The organism is uncultured Cyclobacterium sp. (assembly GCF_963977555.1).
Classification (GTDB): Bacteria; Bacteroidota; Bacteroidia; order Cytophagales; family Cyclobacteriaceae; genus Cyclobacterium.
In genome coordinates this window covers 1-24,479 of sequence record NZ_CAXBPD010000007.1, presented here as the reverse complement: position 1 = coordinate 24,479, position 24,479 = coordinate 1, and the positions used below count along the sequence as shown (strand labels likewise).

Genomic DNA, 24,479 nt, shown 5'->3' with positions numbered 1-24,479 from the left:
TATAAAAATGCATTCAACCCTGGAAAGATACTTATTTGTTGCCTTATTTTTTATTCTTGTAGTTTTTCAAGCAGTTGGTAAGGAGGTAAGATGGGAGGAGTTACCCGCTATTCCAGATAAAGAGGGTTTTGCTGGAATGTTTGCAGGCGTAAGTAATGGGGCTTTATTAGTAGGTGGCGGTGCCAATTTCCCAGAAAAGAGGCCTTGGGAAGGTGGGGAGAAAGTATGGTATGATGAGATTTACTTCATGGAAAACACTGAAGCGGGGTGGACAGTTGCAGGACAAAAGTTACCACAACCACTCGCTTATTCTGTTTCCGGAAGTTACAAAAATAAGGTTTGGGTTATAGGCGGAAACGATGCCAAAGCCCATTCCAACCAAGTCATAAGCTTGGTTTTTCGTGACGGAGAAATTGTGCTGGAAAATGATTACCCGCAACTGCCAGTTCCATTGGCTAGCATGACAGGAACGATTCTGGAAGGGGTGTTTTATGTTTTGGGGGGGCAGAAGACCGCTACTGGTCTTGCAGAAACTAAATTTTATTACCTTGATTTAAAGAAAGGCAAAGCAGAGCTGAAATGGGAAGAAGGTCCTGCTTTTCCTGGTATGGCTAGAATCCAGGCTGTGGCTGCTTCACACAAAGATGAATTTTATATTTTTAGTGGTTTTGGGCTTTATAAAAACACAGACGAAAGCTTAGGCAGGACCTTGTTAAAGGACGCTTACCGATTTATCCCTGGAGATCAACCCGCACAAGGTGTTTGGGAGAAATTAAAAGATTTGCCCAGAGGTGTAGCCGCAGCACCTTCGCCAGCATTCAGTTTGGGTGGAGACCATATTTTGATTCCCGGTGGTCTGGATGAAAAAACATTGACGCATACTGACCCTGCAAGTCACCCTGGGTTTTTGGATAAAATGTTGGCTTACAATACCAATTCTGAGGAATGGGTAGAAATGGGAGACATGCCTGAGGGTACTTCTAGGGTTACAGCCCCAGCTGTCTATTGGGATGGTTTTTGGGTTGTTCCTAATGGAGAAAAAGGGCCAGGCGTAAGGTCACCTAAAGTGTTTGGCTTGTCCGTACATAATCCATTTGGTTGGGCCAACTGGACTACTTTAGGCGCTTATTTGGCTTGTATGCTTGGGATTGGTTTTTATTTTTCAAGTAGAGAAAATACCACCACAGAATATTTTCTGGCAGGGAAGCGCATACCTTGGTGGGCAGCAGGACTAAGTATATATGGTACCCAGTTAAGTGCGATTACCTTTATGGCTATTCCAGTCATTGTTTATGCCACCAATTGGCGCCTTGCAGTGGGGTCCTTCATGATTTTAGCGATTGTACCTTTAATTATTAAGTTTTACCTGCCGTTTTTTAAGCGGTTGAACATCACCACAGCCTACGAATACCTGGAATTGAGGTTTGATGTAAGGGTTCGCCTATTGGGAAGCTTAACATTTATCGTATTTCAACTGGCTCGTATGGGGGTAGTACTATATTTGCCAGCCATAGCGATTTCGTCGGTAACTAACATGGATATTTTTCTTTGTATTGCCATAATGGGTGTTTTCAGTACCATCTATACGGTTTTGGGTGGTATTGAAGCGGTGATTTGGACAGATGTAATACAGGTTGTGGTATTGTTAGGGGGAGCATTGCTATCCATATTTATAGCGATAGCCAATATTGACGGCGGTTTTTCTACCGTTATTGATGTTGGGATGCAATTCCATAAATTTAAGCTGGTAGACTGGTCATGGGACTATACCCAGCTGGTTTTCTGGGTAGCTGTTGTAGGGTTTTTCTTTTTGAATTTAATCCCTTATACCTCCGATCAGGTGGTAATCCAGCGTTACCTGACGGTGAGAGATGAAAAAGCAGCAGCGAAAAGCCTATGGACAAATGGAATTATCACAATTCCTGGAATATTTTTATTCTTTGGATTGGGAACCGTTCTCTTCGTTTATTATCTCACCAATCCAGAAAAAATCGGAAGTGCTAATCCTGAAGAGCTATTGCCTTATTATATAGTAGCTGAACTTCCTATGGGCATTGCAGGATTAGTGATTGCTGGAATCTTCGCAGCAAGTATGTCTTCTTTGGACAGCAGTATGAACAGTATCTCCACAGCCTATATCACAGACATTCACAAATACTTAAAACCAGGACTCAGGGATCGTGAGTATTTAAAATTGGCCAAGACGGTTACAGTTATTATGGGTGTTTTTGGGACTTTAACTGCCGTTTGGATTGCAGCTACTGAAGTAGGGTTTATTTTTGATTTGTTCCAAAAATTAGTGGGAATGATAGGTGGCTGCCTGGCAGGAGTTTTTATACTGGCGATATTTAGTCAAAGAGCCAATGCAATAGGAGTAATTATAGGGACGCTTTCCGGAGCTGGGATTACTTTTATGGTCAGCAGGTATACAGATGTGAATGGATACCTCTATGGAGCTGTAGGTGTATTGAGTTGTGTAGTTATAGGGTTTGTTTTTAGTTTAATGTTCCCCAAAAGTAAAAGTCAGACCCATGGCCTTACCTATAAGTCAATGATAAAAAAATAACCGTTTTAAGATTTTTTGTTGGCAGGTACACCTTAGGAAGTGTCAAAATGGCAGTTTGTTGGGGCTGTTTTATGATTTCGTTTGGGTGGCCCTTTCTGTTTTCAAATTGGTTTACCTACTTATTCCATAAAGGCCAATAGTAGGTTTTTCACTTAGGTCTTAAAAGGTATTGATTTTATCGAAGGCAATTGTTTATTTCTTATGGCCTATGTGGTGTCAAGCTTAGGTTAAATGAGATAGATGCTGTGTATACTACTTTATTACGTTTCAGTTTTTCTGTAAATGTACTGATGGTCTTCCGATTACATTGCGGGTGAAAGTGGGGATGGGCATCTACTTATTTATTGTATTTGTGTCAGTTGAAAAAAACAGCGCTTTAAGGCCTGCTTTCAAGGATTTTAAAATAAATTAAGCTTTACATTAACTTTTTCTCGTTGCGAATTGTTGTAACTGAGTGATATCAAAATTGCCTTCTTTGGAAAGAGGCATTCTTTATTTTGTTTTTATTGATTATTTAAGAATATGCTGAAAGAAATAAGTTTTTTTATGTTAAATGCTGTTAAATAGGAAACCTTAAGTCCAACTGGCATCGTTTTAGAAGTAACAATAAGAAAGAATATTTCGTGTTAATTGATTTAATTTAAAAGAAAGGTATACAATGAATAGAAAACAGTTTTTCCTTGGAATCGTGCTCGCTTCTTTAATAGGGGGATTTGTAGCAGTTCTTGGTGTGGGGTTTTTGCAAACCAATCAAGATTCCACGACAAATTTTACTGAAAAGCAAAACACCAGCCTGGTAAATTGGCTTAGTGACGACAAGTTCGTGATTCCTGAAGGAATTAATTTTGTGGCTTCAGCAGCTCAAGTAACACCTGCTGTAGTACACGTAAGAAGTACAGTAAGCATGAGTAGGGGCCAACAAGGTGTGGATCCTATGGAAGAGTTATTTGGCTTCAGATCTCCAAGAGGAGAAGCTCCTCCACGAGAAGGCAAAAGCACTGGGTCAGGCGCAATTATATCCGAAGATGGATACATCGTGACCAATAATCACGTGATAGAAAATGCTTCCAAGGTAGAAATCACCTTAGAGGACAACAGGCGGTTTACTGCCAAAGTAATAGGTTTGGATCCAACAACTGATCTTGCATTGCTAAAGATTGATGCCAATAATCTACCATTTATTCCTTTTGGAAACTCAGATGAGGCTCAAATTGGAGAATGGGTTTTAGCAGTAGGTAACCCTTATGAGCTGAATTCTACAGTAACTGCAGGAATTATTAGTGCCAAATCAAGAAATATTGGGATTCTCCGAGATGAGAGCAATATGCAAGTAGAGTCCTTTATTCAGACCGATGCAGCTGTTAATCCAGGTAACTCAGGTGGGCCATTGGTGAACCTTAATGGAGAAATTATTGGAGTCAACACAGCCATTGCTTCAAGAACAGGTGGCTTTAGCGGCTATTCATTTGCAGTACCAAGTAGCATTGCAAAAAAAGTAATGGATGATCTTTTAGAATTTGGCACTGTACAGAGAGGATTGCTTGGTGTAATTATCAGAGATGTAAATGCTGACCTTGAAGAATCTATCGGCGAGGAAGTCAAAGCAGATAGAGGTGTATTCGTTGCAGAAGTAAGAGAAGGTAGTGGTGGTGAAGAAGCAGGTTTACAAAGAGGAGACATCATCATAGGCATTGATGGCGCCGATACATACACTACTTCTTCTTTGCAAGAAAGGGTGGCTAGAAAGCGTCCTGGAGATAAAATCAATGTCAAATTCCTCCGTGATGGAAAGGAAATGACGACTACGGCAACACTTAAGAATGTATCGGGTGATACGAAGGTAGTGGTAAAAACAATTCCAAAAATCACGGAATTTGAAGGGGTAGTCTTTGAAGACTTGAAAGTAGAGTACAAAGCTAGACTTGAACTCGAAGGTGGAGCGACAATATCCTCCATCGACAATGATTCATGGAAAGAGGCAGGTGTCCAAGAAGGCTTTATTATCACCAAAATTGGAAGGACCAAAATTCTTTCAGGTGAGGATGTGATCAAAGCGCTTAAGAACTACGAGGGAGAAGAAGTGATTATTTTAGGAGTTTATCCAAATGGTCAACGTTCTTACTATGAATTAAGTCTTTAAAGCTTATAAGCAACAATAATCTTGAAAATATTGAAAGGTCGCCTTAGGGGTGGCCTTTTTTTATTACATACAAAAAGTCAGCTTAAGTTTTTGCCCGTCTATAGTCAAAAAATCAAAGGCGTCATAAATGGGTTTTTTAATATGAAAATGCATAATGTCCCAAATTAGATTTAAGAAAACTTTCATCGAGCTGAATATTTTCCCTTTAGCCTAGAACGGTTTTGCAATCTTAGAAAAAAATATGTAATAATGACAGGACATAAAATAAAAAAGCCTTATTAAAAGGCTTGCTGTGGGGGCGTTGAAGAATTTGAAATTCCGACCCTTCCGATGAAAATTGGAATGAGCTGAAGACCTAAGTCTTGATGTGGGAGTTGAGGGATTCGAACCCCCGACCCTCTGCTTGTAAGGCAGATGCTCTGAACCAACTGAGCTAAACTCCCAATATGCATTTAACAACTTGTATTGTTAAACCGGTACTTTTACCGGAAATGTGATTTATAATTATTGTGGGAGTTGAGGGATTCGAACCCCCGACCCTCTGCTTGTAAGGCAGATGCTCTGAACCAACTGAGCTAAACTCCCAATATTTTAAATTAGTTTTAGGTTACTTTTAACCTTCTAATTACTCATTTTTCAACAAATTAACCAAGTGGTATGAAGTACGCTTAAAGCAATAAGCAGAGGTAAATCACCCGATTTGGATTGCAAATGTAGGGTTAAATTTTAATGTTGCAAAAATAACCCTGGTTTTTTTTCAATTAAAATTGCTATCAGAGCGTTTTATTAATTAACCTATAAAATTCACTCAATAAATACCTACATATTAAAATAAATTTTGATAACCTAATCCCCAATATGGCGTAATTGAATTCACTGTTGTATCGTAAGGTTGGGCATTTTATCGGCCTTGAGTTTATTTCTTCAAAGTTTTTTTTGTTAAGGATGATTAATTTGTCCATTTTTAAGATTAAAATCGGATGATCTGGTAGGCTTTATGTTAGCTACTAGTTAATTAGAAAATGATAACAACGGCCCTTGGCTTAATTTCGGAATACATGCAGGTTCTGCAGGTGGTTTAAGGGAAGGAAAAGGGACCAGTTTTGAAGGAGGACAGCGAGTACCCTGTATGGTGAAATGGCCAGGAAGAATTCCAGCAGGAGTCATAAATAATAAATTGGCATCCACCATCGACTTTTTTCCAACCTTTGCTGAGATTCTGGATGTACCTTTACCGGATAGAAAAATTGACGGCGTAAGTATATTGGAATTATGGGAGAATGTACCGAATGCCAATCCCAGAGAAACATTTAATTATTATTACCAAAAAAATTCCTTAGAAGCAGTTCGAAAAGGCAATTGGAAGCTTGTATTTCCCCATGTCCACCGTACTTATGGGCTTTCTTCTCCAGGTAAAAAAGGTGTAAATGGTGAGACAAGGCAGGTAGCAACTGCTATGGCTCTTTATGATCTTAGAAGGGATCCGGGAGAACGCTATGATGTGCAGCAAGAAAATCCCCAAATTGTAGCGGAACTGTCTGCGTTGGCAAATGAAGTTCGAGAAGATATGGGGGATGACTTGATGAATATCGCTGGTAAAAACAGGCGTGAACCAGGTAGAATTGAAACAACTAAACAATAGACCAAATGAATTTTTGTAAACTTAAAGTTATCTTTTACATCGTAGCCCTTGCCTATTTTGCTATGTCATGTAATACCAAAGTGGAGGAAAATACGGATGAAAAACCACCCAATATCCTTTTCATCATGTCAGACGATCATGCTTATCAGGCGATCAGTGCTTATGGACATGATTTGAACGAAACACCAAACATTGACAGGATAGCCAATGAAGGAGCCATATTTACCAGAGCTACTGTCACCAATTCTATTTGTGCCCCTAGCCGGGCGGTGCTACTTACTGGTAAGCATAGCTTTGTCAATGGTAAGGTAGACAATGTTCAACCCTTTGATTGGGACCAGGACAATTTCCCAAAACTTTTGCAAGCCAATGGGTACCAAACAGCACTGATCGGAAAAATCCACCTAGACGGATTGCCTCAGGGTTTCGATTATTCTATGGTTTTGCCCGGTCAGGGGAATTATTACAATCCTGATTTTTTGGTAGATGGTAAGCGAACAAGGTTTGAGGGCTATGTGACTGATATTACCACAGATGAAGCTTTAAAATGGTTGGAAACTGGAAGGGATCAAGAAAAGCCCTTTGCCCTGATGTACCACCAAAAGGCACCTCATAGAAATTGGAAACCGGCAGAGGAGTATTTGACATTGTATGATGACAAGGATTTCACCCCGCCTGCCAGTTTCTTTGACCAGGAAACCAATTATGCGGGTAGAGGCACGGCTGCCAAAACCCAGGAAATGGAAATAGATGGACATGCCCAATGGGGTCATGATTTTAAAATGGAAGTGGATCCTTACGGAGACAGTACTGGCTTTGCAAACGAGCTAAAAAGATTTAATCCCGATCAATTGGCCAAATGGAAAGCGGCCTATGACCCAAAAAATGATGCTTTCAAAAAGGCTTTTGGTCAAGTAGATGAATCTACTTTTAGTAATGAGAAAAAGAGAGAAATTGCCCATTGGAAATTTAACCGATACATTAAAGATTACCTAAGGACGATTAAGTCTGTAGATGATGGTGTAGGTGAAGTGCTAGACTATTTAGAAGCCAACGGTTTGGCAGAAAATACCATCGTTGTTTATACCTCAGATCAGGGTTTTTACTTAGGTGAGCATGGATGGTTCGACAAGCGTTTCATGTACGAAGAATCTTTTAGAACGCCTCTATTGGTGCGTTATCCAAAGGAAATCAAAGCGGGTACCAAAATCGATAAACTGGTTCAGAATCTAGATTTTGCGCCTACCTTCTTGGATTATGCGGGTGTTGAAACACCTAAAGAAATGCAGGGTGAATCTTTCCGAAAACTAGTTAGTGGGGAATCTGGAGAATGGAGAGATGCTGTCTATTACACCTATTATGAGTATCCATCTGTTCACATGGTGAAACGCCATTATGGAGTAGCCACAGATCGCTATAAATTGATGCACTTCTATTATGACATTGATGAATGGGAAATGTATGACCTGAAAGAGGACCCTTCTGAAATGAATAATGTTTATGACGATCCGGAATATGCAGAGGTAAAAACCATGATGCATGAAAGGTTGAAAGAACTCCGGGAAAAATATGGAGACAGCGATGAAAATGATAAAAAATACCTGGATGCTTATTTAGAAGCAAGGAAAAACTAAATAAAGGGACTACCTAAATTTCTTTATTAGCTGAGAAAGCCCCAATGATTGGTTGAAATCTATAAGTTGGGGCTTTTTCAATCATTGAGAGAGTAGCCTATAAAACACTTTTAAAAACCTTATCTTTATGAAGCGTTTGATAATATTGATCACAACAACTTGAGGTTTAAATGAAGCACTTTACCATGTTTTTTCTGACATTTCTGCTTATTACGAGATTAGGGCTTATGCCTGTGCCAGATATGGTAAATGGTACTATATACAAGGAGTCTATAGGAATTCTTGTTTCTCCTAAAGAGCTGTTGGAAATAAAAGAAAAGGCCAAGAAAGGAGTAGAACCATACCGTACAAACGTAAGTGACTTTTTGGGCTATATAGACAGCTTGAGTAAGGATGCTGAAAATTGGGAGCCCTTGCCGGATGAAGTAAAAATTGTGGGTAGAAGTTCTTCTGATCCTATTCAGCTAAGTTCAACTGGTGGTAAACTTGTTTATGGCCTTGCCATTGCATGGCATCTCACTGGTGAAGAATACTATGCCTTAAAAGCCAGAGACCTTATTTTAGATCTTACCACTACTTATAATTACCAAAATGAAGAGGAAAACGAATTTCACTGGGGTGCTCAGGGGATTTTAAATCTTGCCAGAGGAGGGACTCCTTATATTTATGCGGCAGATCTTCTTGAAGGATGGGAAAAATGGACCGTGGCGGATAAATTTAAATATCAAGTTTGGTTAAGAGATGTTATGTATAATAAAGTTGCCTGGGCAAGTCGTTACAGAAAAAACAATTGGGGTACATCGGGTTCCTTCTCTGCAGCCTTGATTGCTTATTACCTGATGGATCATCCTGATTGGACACTTGAAGAAATCAGTCCTGAGTTTCAAAAGTTAAGTCCTAAAGCTGCCTTTGCCTCACACAATGCCTATCAGATCGGCCGCCAGAAAACGACTAAAAACTGGAAATTGGATGCGAAAGTTGACCTTTGGGGAATTTTGCCCATTGGTGCAATTCCTGAAGAAATCCGGAGAGGAGAAGACCCCATCGATGGAGACCATCTGCCCTCCGACGGGAGTGGCACCCATTATAACATGACCTATATAGAACACCTCACTGCCCATGCAGAATTCCTGAGAAGATTGGGGGACAATTCCCTCTACGATAACCTGGAGGAAGATGGTTCAGGTTCCCTTCTAAATGCTTATTTGTTTGTCATAGACAATCCCAAAGGTTCACATTGTTTTACACCCAACCGTATGAATGCATTGTACATGGCCTATAATTATTACAAAAATCCAGCAATGCTTCTCTCACTCAAAAACTGTGGACCTGGTAATATTTCAGGTCAACGATTGGCGCTCTTCGGAAGACTGACCCACCCGCTACTTGAATAAAGCTTGATCTCAAAGCACCACCATTAACCCCAGAGCGAGATAGGATCGTTAAACCCAAAATAGGCAATAGGTAATCTATAACGTGTTGATCCGCCGCGGTGGACAAAATCAGCCCCTTCGTTGCTGTTTGCAAAGTACAACACTTCCTGAGAAGACTTAGGACAGGCATTACCCCTGACTATTGTCAGGGCGGGGAAATCCTATTACTTAACGTGTTAAAATAGACGAGTAGTCACTGCGCCCCCTTTTTTCGAGAGACTTTTATACTGAGAATAGGTGCGTAATTCTCCCTTTGGTCACTTACACGCCTCACCTACGCAGGTTCCTGAGCCTGCCGAAGGATGGTTAAGGGTTAACTCTCCGCCTACAGATGGCGATATTAATAAATTTGATCGAATTGTAATGATAAGTGCTGAATGAGATTGAAGGAAATAGGTTTATTTTTTGTACCCCATAATTGCTTACTTCAACCTGAAATTCATTCCTGCTCTTGCCCATCTTCCCGGCATTTGCACCGTTCCGGCTTCTACATAATCTACATTACCAATATTCGAAACTTCAGTGAAAAAGCTGAATTGTTTCAGTCGGTTGTAATCCAACCGGGCGTCAAATAGAAAGTAGGGATCTAAGCTCATCCTTTCTATGTACCTCATTTTAGCGGTAAGTTCAAAGCTTTCTTTGAACATTAGTTGCAAACCTGTAATTAGCTGGTGGCGAAGTGCCGTTAAGGAATACCTCGTTTCTATGCCTTCTTTCTCAATGAGATTGGCATCTATATAGTTATAACTGATGCTTACTTCCCTAAATTTAAAGTCCTTTTGTGAATCAGCAAATTGATACTGCAGGCCTGTCTCTATCCCTTGAAAGGTGACTTCGTTAAAATTCTGAGGCTTCCATGGTGATTCATCATCATCTCTGGTCCATTCTATTAGGTTGTCAGTATGTCTGTTGAAATACACTATTTCTGCCCTGAATCCTTGCTTTATAATTTTAAATCCACCTTCATAATTGATAGCTTTTTCAGGTTTCAATTCCTCGTTGCCTATATTGGTAGGGCCAACATAGTACAAATCAGTGTAAGTAGGAATTCGGAAGCTCATGCCGAAATTGGCGTAGGTTCTCAGCCAGGGGTTGAGTTGATAACCTACCTCTGCTCCTGGGAAATGTTTCCATCCATATTCTGAATAATAGTTGGAATAGAGCCCAGCTCTTATGTCTCCAAATTTCAAGAAATTCATTCGATGCTCTAAAAAAGCACCCATGATGGTTCTTTCTCTCAACCCGAGATTATTGCTGTCTATTTCTTCCTGCCTCCCTTCGACGCCATAGCCCACAGTACCAAAATCTGTGTCCTGACGACCATTGATTTCAATGGCGTAGACATTGGTAGTGTGTTGGTTTTGGAAAAAGGAAGGATCATCTCTAACCAACCTGAATTCGTCTTTATTACTTCTCCAATAAGCTCGTGTTTGAAGATAAGTATTGCCTTTTTCTAGCGTATGACTGACGGCTGCCAGGCTGGTTTGAATACTCTCCCATTGGTCAGGAAAAGAACTTGTGTAAAAACCATTGGCACCAAAATCCCGATTCGCAAAAGACAGGATGGTTTTCAATTCCTGAGAATTTGTCAAGGCTATTCCTGCTTCATAGAAGAAGGTATTGATGGTATAATCACTGTTGTGCCAATGTCCTTCGCTGGCGTCATGAGCAAAGGAAATGTTTTGTTTGAACTTCCCTATTGGTAAAGAGGCTTGAATAGAACCTCCTCTCATGCCAAAATCACCACCGTAAATACCTCCATTCAGGTGGAAGCTATCTGAAAGCTCCGTGATAATATTTATTGCACCAGCATAGGCATTTTGTCCATAGATTCTGGAGGCTGGACCTTTGAGCACATCAATCCTCTGCACACTGGACAAGGGTACTGGAATGTTGACCATGTGATGACCTGTCTGCGGATCCGAAAGTTTAATTCCATTGACCAACATTAAAGTTTGTTCAAAAGAACCCCCTCGAATACCTATGTCTGCCTGCACACCACTTACCCCTCTTTGTCTAACGTCTACGCCGGGCGTGAAAGAAAGGATTTCTTGTAGGCTCCTCCCTGGGGTTGTTTCAATTTCCTTTCTATGGATAATACTTATGTTTCGGGAACTCTGGGAAAAGGGAATTTTCATTCTATTTTCCCTAATGATTACTTCCTCTAAGGTATGCGTGATGCTGTCATTTTGAGCCAGAGTGGTCAATCCTCTGAGCAAAAGGATGCTTAATAGTAGGCAATATTTCATATTAATAGTTATTTGCGGCCCAAAGTACCCTTCAAAAAATTAGAAATACAAATCCGAAGATCGTAGTCGTTCTAGACAGCAATCTTATATTTCTAATAAGGAGACCAATATTCAACGGAATAAACTTATAATTTCCAGCCAATTCTAGAACTTTTTTCTTTTTATGAAGTACAAGAAAAGGAACGAATAATAACTGTGAATGCCTTTTTATGTCTCAATTCCTTTAATTTAGCAAAAAAAAGAACTATGAAATATAATCATCTAAGCAAATGGCTGGTTGTAGCCTTTATGTTTTCCAGCAATTGGGTTTTGGCCCAGGTGGAAAGCAATAATCAAAATGACTTCAATGAATTTACTTACCGGCAAGGTTCAGCCTATAGGGCTGCTTCAGGCAAGCCAGGCCCAGACTATTGGCAAAATGGAGCCGATTATAAAATTGCTGTTACCATTGATGAAGACGAGCATACCGTTACTGGTAAGGTAGACATTACCTATACCAACAATAGCCCAGAAAGTTTGTCATTTATTTGGCTTCACCTTGAGCAAAACAGGTTTACACCAAACTCCAGAGGTACACTTACTACTCCTATTCAGGGCAATAGGTACAATGGTGATATTGATGGAGGTTATACCATCAATAACGTAGCCGCACAATTAAGTAAAAGAGGAAGTACAGTTTCTTCCAAACATATAATTACCGATACGAGGATGCAGGTTTTCTTCAATGAGCCTATTCCTGCTAAGGGTGGAGTGGCCACTGTTTCCATGAATTTCACCTTTAAGGTTCCTGTAAAAGGCATGGACAGAATGGGAAGGCTCACTGTTGCAGATGGCACCATTTACGCTTTGGCGCAATGGTATCCGAAAGTAGCGGTTTTTGATGATGTGGAGGGTTGGAACATAGAGCCCTACCTTGGAGCAGGGGAGTTTTACTTGGACTATGGTGACTTTGATTATAAGGTGACTGTTCCTTATGACCATATTGTGGTTGGGTCTGGTGCGCTTCAGAATCCAAAAGAAGTGCTGAATGGGACCTTATTGGAACGGTTAGAGAAGGCAAGCAATAGCGACACAACGGTTTACCTGGTAAAACCCGAAGAAGTTTCAAAACCCGAATTGACCAGACCGAAACAGGAGGGTACCCTTACCTGGCATTTTAAAATAGAGAATGCGAGAGACATAGCTTTTTCTTCATCTAAGGCTTTCATATGGGATGCTGCCCAAATAAATTTACCGGGAGGTAAAAAGGCCATTGCACAATCTGTTTACCCAAAAGAAAGTGATGGACAGGATGCCTGGAGTCGCTCTACCGAATACAGCAAGGCATCAATCGAACATTACTCCAATAAATGGTATCCCTATCCTTACCCTGCGGCTGTAAATGTTGCCGCTGACATCAATGGCATGGAATATCCTGGATTGAATTTTTGCAGCTATAAAAGCAAAGAGGGCTCCCTTTGGGGCGTGACAGACCATGAATTTGGCCATAATTGGTTTCCTATGATTGTAGGAACGAATGAAAGACGTTACGCATGGATGGACGAAGGATTCAATTCATTTATTAATCATTACAGTTCTGTGGCATTTAATGAGGGAGAATATGGTTCGGACTTGCAGCAAACAAGGAAATACGTAAACTGGCTAAATAGTGACGGAAGAGAGGGAATCGATACGTATCCGGATGTTGCCAATACTTCAAACTTAGGAATGATTGCCTATATGAAACCTGCTATAGGTTTATTCCTTTTGAGGGAGTATATTTTGGGTGAGGAACGTTTTGACAATGCCTTTAAGGCTTATATTGAAGCATGGGCTTTCAAGCATCCTCAGCCAAATGATTTCTTCAATATCATCGAAAATGTAGGTGGAGAAAACCTTTCCTGGTTTTGGAAGTCATGGTTTTATGGCACTGCCAATATTGACTTAGCCATAGAAAATGTAGTTCCTTATGGAAATGACCAAGTGGTAATTCTTAGCAATAAAGGAGGGGTGCCGATGCCTGTAAAGTTAGGACTTACCTATGCTGATGGTAGCGAGGAAAGGATAACCTTACCAGTAGAGATATGGCAAAGAGGAGACAGTTGGAATTACCAGCACAAATCCAATAAGCAACTTGTTGGGGTTGAAATTGATCCTGACAAAGTACTTCCAGATATTAATATTGCCAACGACAAATGGCCAAGTGAAATTTATAAAAAGTAACTAAAAAGGAGGGGCATAATAGCCCCTCCTTTTTTTATATAGCATTGTCCTTAATGGCAGATGATTTTCATTTTATACATCATCATTGATTTCCAGCCAATAGCCGTTTGGGTCTTGAAAGAAAATTTGCCTAATACCATCCGGACGGAGATTAACTTTTCCATTACTGCCTTTTGAATCCCCAAAAGCCACATCATGTTTATCTAATTTCTCCATAAAACCTTCCAGGTCTTTGACGCAAAAGCATATATGGTTGGTTCGATCTACTTGTTGTTCTTTCCAAGGCTGTTCTCTAGCTATTACATGTACAGATAGTCCATGTCCGATATCGAACCAAGTATGTAGGTGATCTTTAAAGGGGTCCTCAATTTTCTGAAGTCCAATTACTTCACTGTAAAATGAATTGGTTTCTTCAAGGTTACGTGCGTAAATGGCGTAATGATTAAATTTAATTCGAACAGATTCACTCATAGGGAGTAGCGGGTTAGGGTTTAAATCTGGATGTATTTATCAAGTTAAATCCGGATTATACAATAGCGTTCTTGGGGATGGATTTCATCGGATAACAGAAGGCCAATTGTTTATTTCAGGTCAAAATTATTAAAGCACAAAAAAGCCGGAGAAATTGTATCCCCCGGCTTAAGTGGTTATAATATTGTTATTCTTCCTTAAAGAAAGCCAAAGCCCCTGCATTGTCCAGCAGCTTTATTGCTTGTTGGTAAATTTCATTGACTTCGTTGATCACCTTATAAAAGGCGTCGTCATCATAGATGTTTCTAGCCATGTGGGCCTTGAGGAGAATCTTCAAATAGGTTTTCGATTTCTCAAAGTCCTTTTCATTGAACTTCACTTTGTATTTTTCCCCCGTTTTTACCAAGTCACCTAACATAGCATCCGTAATATCGAAGTCTTTGTTAAATGCTTCAAAAGGCATTTTATCAAATTTCTTTTTATTTAAATCTAGGTAATCCAAGATGTATTCTCTCCATGACTCAGAGCTAAAAAGCCTGTTAACATAAGAGCTTGACATACTTGTATCCAAAGGAACAAAGTAATCAGGCATTATACCACCTCCGCCATAAACGGTTCTTCCTTTCAAGGTCTCATATTTCAAAGTGTCGTTAAAGTCTATGCTGTCAGCACTAAAGAATTCTCCATGTTCTAATCGATTGTAATAATCCATGGCATAGTCTTCTTCGCTCTCTCCGTAGGGTTTCTGGATAGACCTTCCTGAAGGCGTATAATACCTTGCAATGGTAAGTCTAAGCTCCGCACCATCAGATAGATCTATGGGCATTTGCACAAGTCCTTTGCCGAAAGACCTACGGCCAACAATCAATCCCCTGTCGTTGTCCTGAATGGCACCGGCTACAATTTCAGAAGCCGAAGCACTGCCTTCATTTACCAAGACAATCACGGCACCTTCTTCAAAAGCACCAGGGCGAACGGCAAAAGCCTCTTGATTGTATCTGTCCAGTTTACCTTTTTGGGAAACAATTACAGCTTTATCTTTTAACATTTCATCTGCAATATTTATGGCCGCTCCCATATAACCTCCAGGATTGCCCTGAAGATCCATTATTAAACGCTTCATTCCCTCGGCTTTCAATTCCTCCAAAGCACTTCTAAATTCCTCGTGTGTGTTGGCCGCAAATCGGGTTATTTTTATATAACCTGTTTCGCCGTCTATCATGTAAGAGGCGTTTACACTGTATTGGGGTATTTTATCCCGGGTAATTTTAAAGTCCAGTAAGTCTGATTCACGCTTTCTTTTAATCGCAATTTCTACTTGGCTACCTTTCGGTCCACGTAGTAAATCAAATACATCTCTATTGGTAACACCAGTTCCTGCAACAGTTTCCCCATCTACTTTTACGATCTGATCTCCTGGCAATAAACCTATCTTCTCAGAAGGTCCTCCAGTTAATGGGGAAACCACGTATATGGTATCTCTTAAAATCCCGAATTCGATACCTATTCCGTCAAATTCTCCTTCTAGTTGAGACTTTGCCAAGGCAGCATCTTTCGCCGGAATATAACTGGAATGTGGATCAAGTTTACCAAGCATTTTTTCAATGCCAAATTCCACCAACTCATTGGTATCTACACTGTCTACATAATCCCTGTTAATGTAAGTAATGATCTCTTGCAACTTATATATTGCTGATTTGAGATCATTTCTGTCAGACGAGGGTTCTGCAAAAGTCGCTCCTATCCAAATACCCGCCGAAATGCCCAAAGCCAGGAAAATTGGTAGTCTTATTTGTGATTTTGTATTCTTCTTTATGCTCACGTTGTTCCTGTTTATATTTTTATGCAAAGAAAAGCATCGTTTAATTTAATGGTTTTTCACCAATTTTACAATTAAACATGTATTACTGGCGTTTCGTTTAGATAAACGTAATATTTTTAAAATCGGTGCGCTAACTTACTTTTTTTACATTTATTTCTTTTAATTTTGTGTTAATGCACTCTTCCGAAAACAAACATATAAAATCCATTGGAGAATTGGTTACTGAAAACCATGTTTTAGCTGAAGTACTGCACTATTTTGGTATTAGTTTCTTTCAGCATGAGGAACACTCATTGCAAGAAGTCTGTGCCAAATACAGAGTGAACCCCTCTCAGGTGATTGCTGAATTGGAAGAGTGGGCAGGCAGGGTGGAGCCTACTAAAGATGAACTCTTTCTTCACCCTATAGGCGTTTTGGTAGGGTATCTAAAGAAAAAACACCGACATTTTATCAGGCAGGCATTGCCCTTTCTTACCAGTATGGTGGAGGGAATTGAGATGGATAAATCACAAAAAAACCTAATCACTGATTTGAGGTTGATGTTTCCCTTGTTTGTAGACGACTTTATTCACCACATTCATGAAGAGGAGGACACCCTTTTTGAAAGGATTGCTTATTTGCATGAAATAGAAAGTGGATCGGTTCCATTGTCGGAGGGAATTAAAGTTTTCACTTTACCGTCCATTCAGAAAATGGCTGAAGAACATGATGCACATGACGACGAAATGAAGGGTATCAGGAAGCTTACAAATGATTATCAAATTTCCACTAAGGCGAGTGTATCTGTGCGGGTATTGTACCTTGAACTTCAAAAGCTCGAAAGTGAATTAATGATACACGCTAAAATCGAAAATGACCTGCTTTTCCCAAAAGCAGTAGAGCTAGAACGTGAGGTTTTAAGAAAGCTTCGTTTGCAAATTAAGAACAATTGATGGGCAGGGTGCTGGCCATTGATCTGGGAACTAAGCGCACAGGCTTAGCTGTTACTGATCCTTTGGTGATTGTAGCAAGTCCTTTGGAAACTATACCAACACACAAATTGTTGGAATATTTAAAGGATTACACAAATAAGGAAGAGGTCTCCACAATAGTTTTAGGATGGCCAAAATCTCTGGATGGTACGGATACAAACATGACACAGCCTGTTATGGCCATGGAGAAAAAATTAAAGAAAATATTCCCTGAAATAAAGGTTGAATTCGTAGATGAGCGCTTCACCTCCAAAATGGCCATGCAATCCATGATCAGCATGGGTAGCAAGAAAAAAGATAGAAGGGAAAAAGCGGGCAACCTGGATAAAATTAGTGCCGCAATAATTTTACAAACCTATTTAGATAGAAAATGATATACCCTATAGTAGCTTACGGTCACCAAGTATTAAAGAAAGAGGCAGAAGAAATTCATGAAGGTGATGATGTTTGTGGGTTAATTTCGGATATGTTTGACACCATGGGTAAAGCAAATGGTGTAGGCCTTGCCGCGCCTCAAATTAACAAAGGGATACGTCTATTTGTCCTTGACAGTAACCTGATGTTGGACGAAGAGGACGAGGAGAAAGGCATTAGAAAAGCTTTTATCAACCCCATCATTCTTGACGAGTATGGAGACAAATACACCTTTGAAGAAGGATGTTTGAGTATTCCTGAAGTCAGGGCAGAAATAACTCGGCCTGAAAAATTAACCATTGAATACTTTGATGAAAACTGGAACCTCAAGGAAGAGGAGTTTTCAGGCATGACTGCCAGAGTCATCCAACATGAGTATGATCATTTGGAAGGGATCTTATTCGTGGATTACCTTAAAGGCCTAAAAAGGAGAATGGTAAAAGGCAAATTGGTAGATATTAGCAAAGGAAAGGTATCTACTGATTACCGTATGCTTTATCCCTGATTAAAGAGTTTTAATTTTTTTTAGATCGTCACCATGCAAAATCTAACCTTAGCTTTAGTACAAACAGATATATACTGGGAAAATAGCGCTGCTAATCTTGCTATGTTTGAAGAAAAGCTATGGGCAATGCCTCAAAAGGTAGATATTATTGTATTGCCTGAAATGTTTAGCACGGGATTTACTATGAATTCAGCCAGCCAGGCAGAACCCATGAATCTCCACAGTACCAAATGGCTACTTCAAATGGCCGGTCAGTTGAAATCTATCATTACAGGCAGTGTCATCATAAAAGAGAACGGTAGCTATTACAACCGTTTGCTTTGGGCTACTCCAGAAGGGGAGCTTTTGCACTACGACAAACGACACCTTTTCAGAATGGCAGGAGAGGACAATTATTATTCGATGGGTGAAGAGAATAAAATTTTCACCTGCAAAGGTTGGAATATTCGCCCACAGGTTTGTTACGACTTAAGATTCCCCCTTTGGTCTAGAAATACCGCAACACCTGAAGGGAAAATGGATTATGACTTGCTTTTTTATATTGCCTCATGGCCTGCATCAAGGGTCACTGCTTGGGATGCATTGCTTAGAGCTAGGGCCGTAGAAAATCTTAGCTATTGTATTGGCGTGAATCGTGTTGGTGAAGATGGCAATGGCGTGAGCTATTGTGGGCATTCTGCAGCTTATGGATTCAAAGGCGAGGACATTATTCAGGCCGGCGAATCTGCAAAGATTTCTATAGTGGAGTTGAATGGTAAAGAACTTGTGGATTACCGGGCCAAATTCCCAGCTTGGAAGGATGTCGATGGTTTTTCTATTGATTGACTTGTCTAAAAAAAAATAGATTTCGTAAAAAATCTCCCTTGATCCCCCTTTAAAAAAAAGGGGGAGTTTGCACTTTCAGGACTAACGTGCACGAACCTGATTTCCCATTTACTCAGCCCGTTACAATGATACCAAACAACAATAAAACACCTTTAGCCGCAACTCCCCCTTCAAGGGGGAGGGGGGGATTTCTACGGGCACAATTTAGGGACTAACAATCAACTTTCTATAATGCCTTTCATTTTCATCATTTATGATTTCCAACAAGTACAAACCTGAAGGGAAGCCATAGCTGTTAATTAGGTTTTCCTGATTTTCCACTAGCTCAATCCCCTGTGTTATAAGTGCCCCAGAAGGACTGTAGATATTCATTAGGGCATTTTTATTTATTGCAATTTTAAATTCCCTTCCATTCGTAGGGTTGGGGAACAACAGTATTTCAGTACTGGCTCCTGGTTCAGTACCTCCATCACCCAACTGGCTCAAATATTCCAGGCCTCCAGCCTTGCTTCCTAGAATCAAATCAAAGCCATCACCCAATAAATGTGGGACAAAAGTGGGGAAGGCGTTACGACCAAGCCTCGTTTCTGGAAATATGGTCTCTGCCAACTTTATAGAGACTGGAAATTTTTCTTCCTCCTGAAGAAAGTCTTCAGCTACATACAAAACTCCCTGTTGGTTGATGGCCATTAATAAAGGTTTTGCCCCTGATTTTACTGTCACGGCTAAATTCCTGGCTACTGGGTTGTCAATAAAGTCTAGAAAATCATTGGACAACAATGCAGCTTCAAAGCGATTGTTAAGTGAGTAGAGCATCAATTCCCCTGTTTGTCTGGCAAGGAGTAGGTAGTTATTGATTTGATCGTGAAAAAAATGAACCTGATCCAATCCCCGTAAAGTAATGGAAGGCAGCATTAATTCACTGATATCTTCTGGGTTGGCCACTTCAGAAATATAAATTTTTTTCTGAGGAACATTGCTTTCATAAGCATCACCCGTTACGATATGGTAGGATTGATTGTCCTTCGTTTGAAACCTTTGAAAACTTGGTTCGGTTAGTGCTAGTTGGCTTATGTTGAGATAATCGTTTGAAGTGAGGCGGGCTTGGCTTTCTGTCAGTTCATAAGCGAATATTTTACCTATTATTTTATCCCCCACTTTGGTATTGGCAGCGATGAAGAGTTCACCATTGGATTTATTTCCGGTAAAAAAAGGCCTGGAATTTTCCCCGAAATCCAGCATGTCATCTTTTAAAAAGAGGTCTGGGCTGGATTCAGAATTCGATGGTAGTCTATACAGTGCTTTTGCAAAGTCTATTTTGTAAGTGAAAGAAGTGGCAGAGGAATGGGAAGAAACGATTAATTCCTCTTCCAATAGATAAGCCGCATGGAAAACTGGAAATTGAGGCAATTGACCAAATTGTGGGATGTTTGTACTAATAGAGGAGAAAACGGGTGCTATATCTGACCCTTCATTGGCTAAGAAATACAGGCTGTTGCATTCATCCCTTCCCATAAGCAGGTCTTTGATTCCATCCTGATTGAGGTCTTTGTATAGTAGGGAATGACCACCCGAATGAAGTATTTTTAGCCGGTCAGTATTCATTCTGGCATTGCTTAAGGCATTGCCACCACAAGTAAAGCCAAAACTAATGTCTCCACAACCACAAAATTCAAAATTTCCCCAATGGTTTTGGGAAGCTTTGAACTGATCAATGCCTGGCGTTCCATTACGTTCCATGCTGGTATTTTGGTAATATTCCAAAAAATCGCCTGAGGCAAAATTAAAAACCAGTACGTCTAAATCCCCATCCTGGTCTATGTCTTCAATTAAGGGGATGTCTAATATATTGGCCGTAAGATTGGAGCCATTTTCCAAGCGCAGAAAGCTTTGAGCGACTTCCCAAACCGGTATAGCACTGCCCACAGGAGTAATGTTTTTATAGGCCTTAATGCCAAATGGGGAGCCGGTAAAAAGGTCTTTTTTGCTGTCCCCATCAAAATCCACCAAGAGCAAAAATGCATTGACATCTTCCGGGAACAGGTAGCTTCCCCCGGGAAGAAAGCTGTAAGCAGTGCCATTTTTCTCAAAAACCTTTATGTTTCCTGAGTTGATGTCCCATATGACCAGTTCTTCTTTACCATTGTTGTTGCTGTCAAATTGCTGGAATTGGGCCGCATTTATCCCACCTACAAAAGGCATAGGTAGCGCTTCTCCATTTTCATCATATACCTCCAAATTTGTTTCGAAAGCAAAGTTGTATTGGGCTTTTGCAATATTGGCAAAGAAGGCAAATAGGATAAGAAGGTGGATTTTTTTTGTCAACATATGTGAAAATAATGAATTGGCTTCAATTCCTCTGTTGGGTTAATATTATATTTTTGGAATTCCTTTTGAAAGGTATTTTTCATCTTAAACGGCCATAATTGAAAACAGATGCATTACTTTTGTCTCTAATTTCAGTATTTAGATTACCTGTCTTAAGTTTGATCAAAGTAAATCATAAATCCACTATGGACAAAATAGCGCAATTGTATGCCATTTTCCTTTCTTCAAAACGTGTTTCTACAGATACCAGAACAATCGAAAAAGGAGATTTGTTTTTCGCCTTGAAAGGTCCCTCTTTTGATGGGAATCAATATGCTGCAAAAGCCCTGGAGACAGGAGCACTGGTTGTGGTGGTGGATGATCCAGAGGTGGTGGTAAATGACAAGTTTTTTTTGGTTGAAGATGTTTTAGTGGCTTTGCAGCAACTTGCGACTCATCACCGAAAACAAATGAGCATCCCTGTTATTGGCCTGACGGGCTCCAATGGCAAGACCACTACAAAGGAAGTGTTGGTCAGGGGATTGTCGGTTAAATACAAGGTCCTTGCGACCCTGGGGAACCTCAATAACCATATCGGCGTGCCACTTACACTATTAGGAATTAATGCGGAGACTGAAATTGCGATTATAGAAATGGGGGCCAACAAGCAGGGGGACATCGATGAATTGTGTCGGATAGCCCTTCCTAGCCATGGTCTGATTACCAATATAGGCAGGGCCCATTTAGAGGGAATGGGAGGTATAGAAGGGGTCTTGAAAACAAAAACAGAACTTTTCCAGTTTCTACTGGAAACGAATGGCCAGGTATTTATCAATTCAGGGAAAGAGGTCTTTACCAATATGATCAGAAGGTTTGAAAGCCCAGTGCTGTTCCCGGGTGAGGCTGATTTTTGTTCCGTAGAGTTCTTGGGTGCATCGCCTAATGTATCTTTTAGCTTGCCTCCGGATGAGTCCCAATATACCTCCCAGCTTATCGGCAATTACAATTTTGACAATATAGCGGCAGCACTATGCATCGCTAAATTTTTTAAGGTGCCAATGAAGGAAGCGGCTGCAGCTATTGCTGGATATGTTCCAGAAAACATGCGTTCTCAAATGATCGAAAAACGGAGCAACCTGATTTTATTGGATGCCTACAATGCCAATCCTTCCAGTATGGAAGTTGCCCTTGAGGCTTTCAATAAGTTAAATAAGCGAAAGCATAAAATGGTCATTCTTGGAGACATGTATGAGCTGGGCGAATACAGCAAGGAAGAACATGAAAAGTTAGGTGAGCTTGTGAATAAGATGTCTTTTGACAAGATCTGTTTTGCAGGAAAAGACACCCAATATGCTTTATCTAAAGCTCCCAAAGCCCTTTATTTTCCCGATCCTTTTTCCCTAAGAAACTGGCTCCAGGACTCCAATCTAGAAGACTATCAGATTTTGATTAAAGGGAGTAGGGGTATGAAATTGGAAGGCCTGCTTGGCTTTATATAGGGATGTTTGCTTTTGAGAAAACCTAATGAATTTATACTGCCCTTGGTTGTTTTACCGATGGGATACTGTATTATCAGAAAACCCTCAGGTGTTTTCTGATAATACTATTTACTTTTGGGCTTTCTTTTCATTTGTACGTTTTGTCTGATAGTAATACCTATTGAGACAATAGGTATGGGAGTATTTTTTTTCATCAAATACCATTAAGCAATGGAGAATACACTTGTCATTAATCGAAAGGTTCGACAAGCTGTGCCTAGAGAGTAAATAGGTCTCAAAATATTGCCTTCAAACGATTTAGGTAGTAGGGAAATCCTGAAATTTTGTATCTTGTGGTAAATAATTTTTTTCAACCCAATGCAGAAGACCATAATTTTGAAAAACGATAGCTTTCAAAAGCTGCATGTTATACGGCTTGAATTTCCCTATGATTTCGAATTAAAAGAGATTGTTAAAGGATTTCCGGAATGTAAGTGGTACCTCAAAGAGCGGGTTTGGGCGGTTCCCTATACACCGACTCAGGTGTCTGAGTTACTACAGTATTTCAAAGAAAAAAATATTTGGTTGGATTACAGCCGGATTCAGAAAGTAGATTTGCCGGAAAATATCCTGATTTACCTGTATTAAATGCTGTCTTACAGGCAGAGATCCAGGGTTTTAAAGAATGGATAAGAAACAGGCGTTATTCTGAATCTACGATTAAGACCTATCCACATTGGTTACGGCATTCCAATGCCACACATCTGCATGAAGGAGGGACGGATATTCGGTATATACAAGAGCTACTTGGGTATCAAAGCAGTAAAACCACAGAGATTTATACCCATGTAAGTAACCGAGAAATTAAAGAGATTCGAAGTCCAATAGAGGATATGGACATAAAAATATAAAGTGAAATAAAACTACACCAAGTCAACCAAATAAGGATATATTGTGCAATAAAACTGCGCCTATAAACGAGTTGAACAAAACCTCCTACGTCGGTAGTTTTTCACTTTTTATATATTAATGATCTTATTTTCAGGTATATAGATTATTTTTATTCCATGTTTAACTTTTAAACTTTACTTATCATGGAAAAAAAAGCCTACGTCAGCAGATGTATCAGGAGATGCAGATCAGAAACTACTCTCCTAGAAGTATCCAAAATTACATTTCCCAAGTATCACTAGTTTCCGGCCATTTTGAAAAAAGTCCCGACCAGATCAGCATATCCGAGCTAAAAGAGTACCTTTTCCACAAGATCGAGACAAAAAATCTTTCGGCCTCGAGCGTAAATCAGACTATCAGTGCGTTCAAAATTCTTTTTAGGGACGTTCTCGGCAGAGACTGGAACCCTGTAAAGATCAAACGGCCCAGACGTCCTAAACCCCTTCCGGTCGTCTTTTCAAAAGAGGAGATATCCCATATCCTCGACGGTATTATAAACAGAAAACACTATTGCCTGGTTGCGCTCACCTATGGCTCCGGTCTGAGGCTTGGCGAGGTGGCTGGCCTTAAGTTTGGCGATATCGACAGCGACAGGATGCAGTTGAGAGTCCGCGGAGGCAAGGGAAACAAGGATAGGTATACTCTCCTTTCCAGGGAACTGTTGGAAAAGCTACGAGAGTATTACAAGTACTACCGTCCCAAAACCTATCTTTTCGAAGGTCGTACGGCAGGTAAGGCATACAGCAAAAGGAGTGTCCAGGACTTGTTCAAAAAGATCCTTCTGCAAAGCAAGGTAAAGAAGGATGCCACTTTCCATACGTGTGCCGAGAGTAACGATCGGCTGAAAAATCGTTACGCAACTGTTTATA

At 40.2% G+C, this 24,479-nt stretch carries 19 protein-coding genes and 2 tRNA genes; 15 read left to right on the top strand and 6 right to left on the bottom strand.

Translation table 11 applies throughout. The features are described 5' to 3' along the window. Nucleotides 1-7 precede the first annotated feature (7 nt). Together AAC073_RS10195 and AAC073_RS10190 are read left to right on the top strand one after the other, a co-directional pair. A complete protein-coding gene (locus AAC073_RS10195) occupies nucleotides 8-2,566 on the top strand; it encodes a sodium/solute symporter (protein ID WP_339923728.1) in 2,559 nt (852 codons plus the stop codon). 658 nt (nucleotides 2,567-3,224) lie between these two features. Next, complete coding sequence (locus AAC073_RS10190) at nucleotides 3,225-4,706, top strand: Do family serine endopeptidase (protein ID WP_339923727.1); 1,482 nt, start codon at nucleotides 3,225-3,227, stop codon at nucleotides 4,704-4,706. Nucleotides 4,707-5,074: 368 nt separating this feature from the next. Here AAC073_RS10190 and AAC073_RS10185 read toward each other — a convergent pair. Next, a tRNA-Val gene (locus tag AAC073_RS10185) sits at nucleotides 5,075-5,149 on the bottom strand. Between the two features lie 67 nt (nucleotides 5,150-5,216). Further along, a tRNA-Val gene (locus AAC073_RS10180) sits at nucleotides 5,217-5,291 on the bottom strand. 469 nt (nucleotides 5,292-5,760) lie between these two features. Between AAC073_RS10180 and AAC073_RS10175 the strand changes: the two genes are divergently transcribed. The 4 genes from AAC073_RS10175 (at nucleotide 5,761) to AAC073_RS10160 (ending at nucleotide 9,796) form a co-directional block, all read left to right on the top strand. Then, nucleotides 5,761-6,348, top strand: coding sequence for a sulfatase/phosphatase domain-containing protein (locus AAC073_RS10175; protein WP_339923942.1), 588 nt, complete (start codon nucleotides 5,761-5,763; stop codon nucleotides 6,346-6,348). A gap of 5 nt (nucleotides 6,349-6,353) precedes the next feature. Further along, nucleotides 6,354-7,982 (top strand): sulfatase, encoded by a 1,629-nt coding sequence (locus AAC073_RS10170; protein ID WP_339923726.1) that lies wholly within the window; start codon nucleotides 6,354-6,356, stop codon nucleotides 7,980-7,982. A 170-nt stretch (nucleotides 7,983-8,152) separates the two neighbouring features. Continuing rightward, nucleotides 8,153-9,376 carry an alginate lyase family protein gene (locus tag AAC073_RS10165; protein ID WP_339923725.1) on the top strand — a complete coding sequence of 408 codons (1,224 nt, stop codon included), beginning with the start codon at nucleotides 8,153-8,155 and terminating at the stop codon, nucleotides 9,374-9,376. Between the two features lie 276 nt (nucleotides 9,377-9,652). Further along, nucleotides 9,653-9,796: a hypothetical protein gene (locus tag AAC073_RS10160; RefSeq protein ID WP_339923724.1), complete on the top strand. Its 144-nt coding sequence runs from the start codon at nucleotides 9,653-9,655 to the stop codon at nucleotides 9,794-9,796. 41 nt (nucleotides 9,797-9,837) lie between these two features. Here AAC073_RS10160 and AAC073_RS10155 read toward each other — a convergent pair whose 3' ends face one another. Then, a complete protein-coding gene (locus AAC073_RS10155) occupies nucleotides 9,838-11,664 on the bottom strand; it encodes a TonB-dependent receptor (RefSeq protein ID WP_339923723.1) in 1,827 nt (608 codons plus the stop codon). 246 nt (nucleotides 11,665-11,910) lie between these two features. Here AAC073_RS10155 and AAC073_RS10150 point away from each other — a divergent pair, with 246 nt between their 5' ends. Next, on the top strand, nucleotides 11,911-13,866 hold the full coding sequence (locus tag AAC073_RS10150) for a M1 family metallopeptidase (protein WP_339923722.1): 1,956 nt from the start codon (nucleotides 11,911-11,913) through the stop codon (nucleotides 13,864-13,866). A gap of 72 nt (nucleotides 13,867-13,938) precedes the next feature. Here the strand turns inward: AAC073_RS10150 and AAC073_RS10145 are convergent, their stop codons facing one another. Next, a complete protein-coding gene (locus AAC073_RS10145; protein WP_339923721.1) occupies nucleotides 13,939-14,337 on the bottom strand; it encodes a VOC family protein in 399 nt (132 codons plus the stop codon). 187 nt (nucleotides 14,338-14,524) lie between these two features. Continuing rightward, entirely contained in the window at nucleotides 14,525-16,159 is a 1,635-nt protein-coding gene (locus AAC073_RS10140; protein ID WP_339923720.1) for a S41 family peptidase, read from the bottom strand. Nucleotides 16,160-16,332: 173 nt separating this feature from the next. Between AAC073_RS10140 and AAC073_RS10135 the strand changes: the two genes are divergently transcribed. Genes AAC073_RS10135 through AAC073_RS10120 form a run of 4 tightly spaced genes read left to right on the top strand, consistent with a single transcriptional unit; the run spans nucleotide 16,333 to nucleotide 18,874 of the window. Further along, nucleotides 16,333-17,091 carry a hemerythrin domain-containing protein gene (locus AAC073_RS10135; RefSeq protein WP_339923719.1) on the top strand — a complete coding sequence of 253 codons (759 nt, stop codon included), beginning with the start codon at nucleotides 16,333-16,335 and terminating at the stop codon, nucleotides 17,089-17,091. Next, complete coding sequence (gene ruvX / locus AAC073_RS10130; RefSeq protein ID WP_339923718.1) at nucleotides 17,091-17,504, top strand: Holliday junction resolvase RuvX; 414 nt, start codon at nucleotides 17,091-17,093, stop codon at nucleotides 17,502-17,504. Before AAC073_RS10135 ends, ruvX begins: the two co-directional genes overlap by 1 nt. Further along, complete coding sequence (def, locus tag AAC073_RS10125; protein ID WP_339923717.1) at nucleotides 17,501-18,049, top strand: peptide deformylase; 549 nt, start codon at nucleotides 17,501-17,503, stop codon at nucleotides 18,047-18,049. Before ruvX ends, def begins: the two co-directional genes overlap by 4 nt. Before the next feature lie 33 nt (nucleotides 18,050-18,082). Further along, a complete protein-coding gene (locus tag AAC073_RS10120) occupies nucleotides 18,083-18,874 on the top strand; it encodes an amidohydrolase (protein ID WP_339923716.1) in 792 nt (263 codons plus the stop codon). A 204-nt stretch (nucleotides 18,875-19,078) separates the two neighbouring features. Here the strand turns inward: AAC073_RS10120 and AAC073_RS10115 are convergent, their stop codons facing one another. Then, nucleotides 19,079-21,202, bottom strand: coding sequence for a T9SS type A sorting domain-containing protein (locus AAC073_RS10115; protein ID WP_339923715.1), 2,124 nt, complete (start codon nucleotides 21,200-21,202; stop codon nucleotides 19,079-19,081). Between the two features lie 185 nt (nucleotides 21,203-21,387). On the opposite strand from AAC073_RS10115, the gene murF reads away from it, so the two are divergent. The 4 genes from murF to AAC073_RS10095 all read left to right on the top strand — a co-directional run. After that, nucleotides 21,388-22,680, top strand: coding sequence for a UDP-N-acetylmuramoyl-tripeptide--D-alanyl-D-alanine ligase (gene murF, locus AAC073_RS10110; RefSeq protein WP_339923714.1), 1,293 nt, complete (start codon nucleotides 21,388-21,390; stop codon nucleotides 22,678-22,680). A 357-nt stretch (nucleotides 22,681-23,037) separates the two neighbouring features. Then, entirely contained in the window at nucleotides 23,038-23,307 is a 270-nt protein-coding gene (locus AAC073_RS10105) for a hypothetical protein (RefSeq protein ID WP_339923713.1), read from the top strand. Then, a complete protein-coding gene (locus AAC073_RS10100) occupies nucleotides 23,241-23,570 on the top strand; it encodes a tyrosine-type recombinase/integrase (protein WP_339923712.1) in 330 nt (109 codons plus the stop codon). Before AAC073_RS10105 ends, AAC073_RS10100 begins: the two co-directional genes overlap by 67 nt. A 209-nt stretch (nucleotides 23,571-23,779) precedes the next feature. Further along, on the top strand, nucleotides 23,780-24,479 hold a 700-nt coding region (locus AAC073_RS10095; RefSeq protein WP_339923711.1), incomplete at its 3' end, for a site-specific integrase.

Excerpts from the sequence above, each read along its gene's own strand:
- AAC073_RS10195 (WP_339923728.1), top strand. The coding sequence starts at position 8 with ATGCATTCAACCCTGGAAAGATACTTATTTGTTGCCTTATTTTTTATT.
- AAC073_RS10190 (WP_339923727.1), top strand. The coding sequence starts at position 3,225 with ATGAATAGAAAACAGTTTTTCCTTGGAATCGTGCTCGCTTCTTTAATA.
- AAC073_RS10170 (WP_339923726.1), top strand. The coding sequence starts at position 6,354 with ATGAATTTTTGTAAACTTAAAGTTATCTTTTACATCGTAGCCCTTGCC.
- AAC073_RS10165 (WP_339923725.1), top strand. The coding sequence starts at position 8,153 with ATGAAGCACTTTACCATGTTTTTTCTGACATTTCTGCTTATTACGAGA.
- AAC073_RS10155 (WP_339923723.1), bottom strand. The coding sequence starts at position 11,664 with ATGAAATATTGCCTACTATTAAGCATCCTTTTGCTCAGAGGATTGACC.
- AAC073_RS10150 (WP_339923722.1), top strand. The coding sequence starts at position 11,911 with ATGAAATATAATCATCTAAGCAAATGGCTGGTTGTAGCCTTTATGTTT.
- AAC073_RS10145 (WP_339923721.1), bottom strand. The coding sequence starts at position 14,337 with ATGAGTGAATCTGTTCGAATTAAATTTAATCATTACGCCATTTACGCA.
- AAC073_RS10135 (WP_339923719.1), top strand. The coding sequence starts at position 16,333 with ATGCACTCTTCCGAAAACAAACATATAAAATCCATTGGAGAATTGGTT.
- ruvX (WP_339923718.1), top strand. The coding sequence starts at position 17,091 with ATGGGCAGGGTGCTGGCCATTGATCTGGGAACTAAGCGCACAGGCTTA.
- def (WP_339923717.1), top strand. The coding sequence starts at position 17,501 with ATGATATACCCTATAGTAGCTTACGGTCACCAAGTATTAAAGAAAGAG.
- AAC073_RS10120 (WP_339923716.1), top strand. The coding sequence starts at position 18,083 with ATGCAAAATCTAACCTTAGCTTTAGTACAAACAGATATATACTGGGAA.
- AAC073_RS10115 (WP_339923715.1), bottom strand. The coding sequence starts at position 21,202 with ATGTTGACAAAAAAAATCCACCTTCTTATCCTATTTGCCTTCTTTGCC.
- murF (WP_339923714.1), top strand. The coding sequence starts at position 21,388 with ATGGACAAAATAGCGCAATTGTATGCCATTTTCCTTTCTTCAAAACGT.
- AAC073_RS10105 (WP_339923713.1), top strand. The coding sequence starts at position 23,038 with ATGCAGAAGACCATAATTTTGAAAAACGATAGCTTTCAAAAGCTGCAT.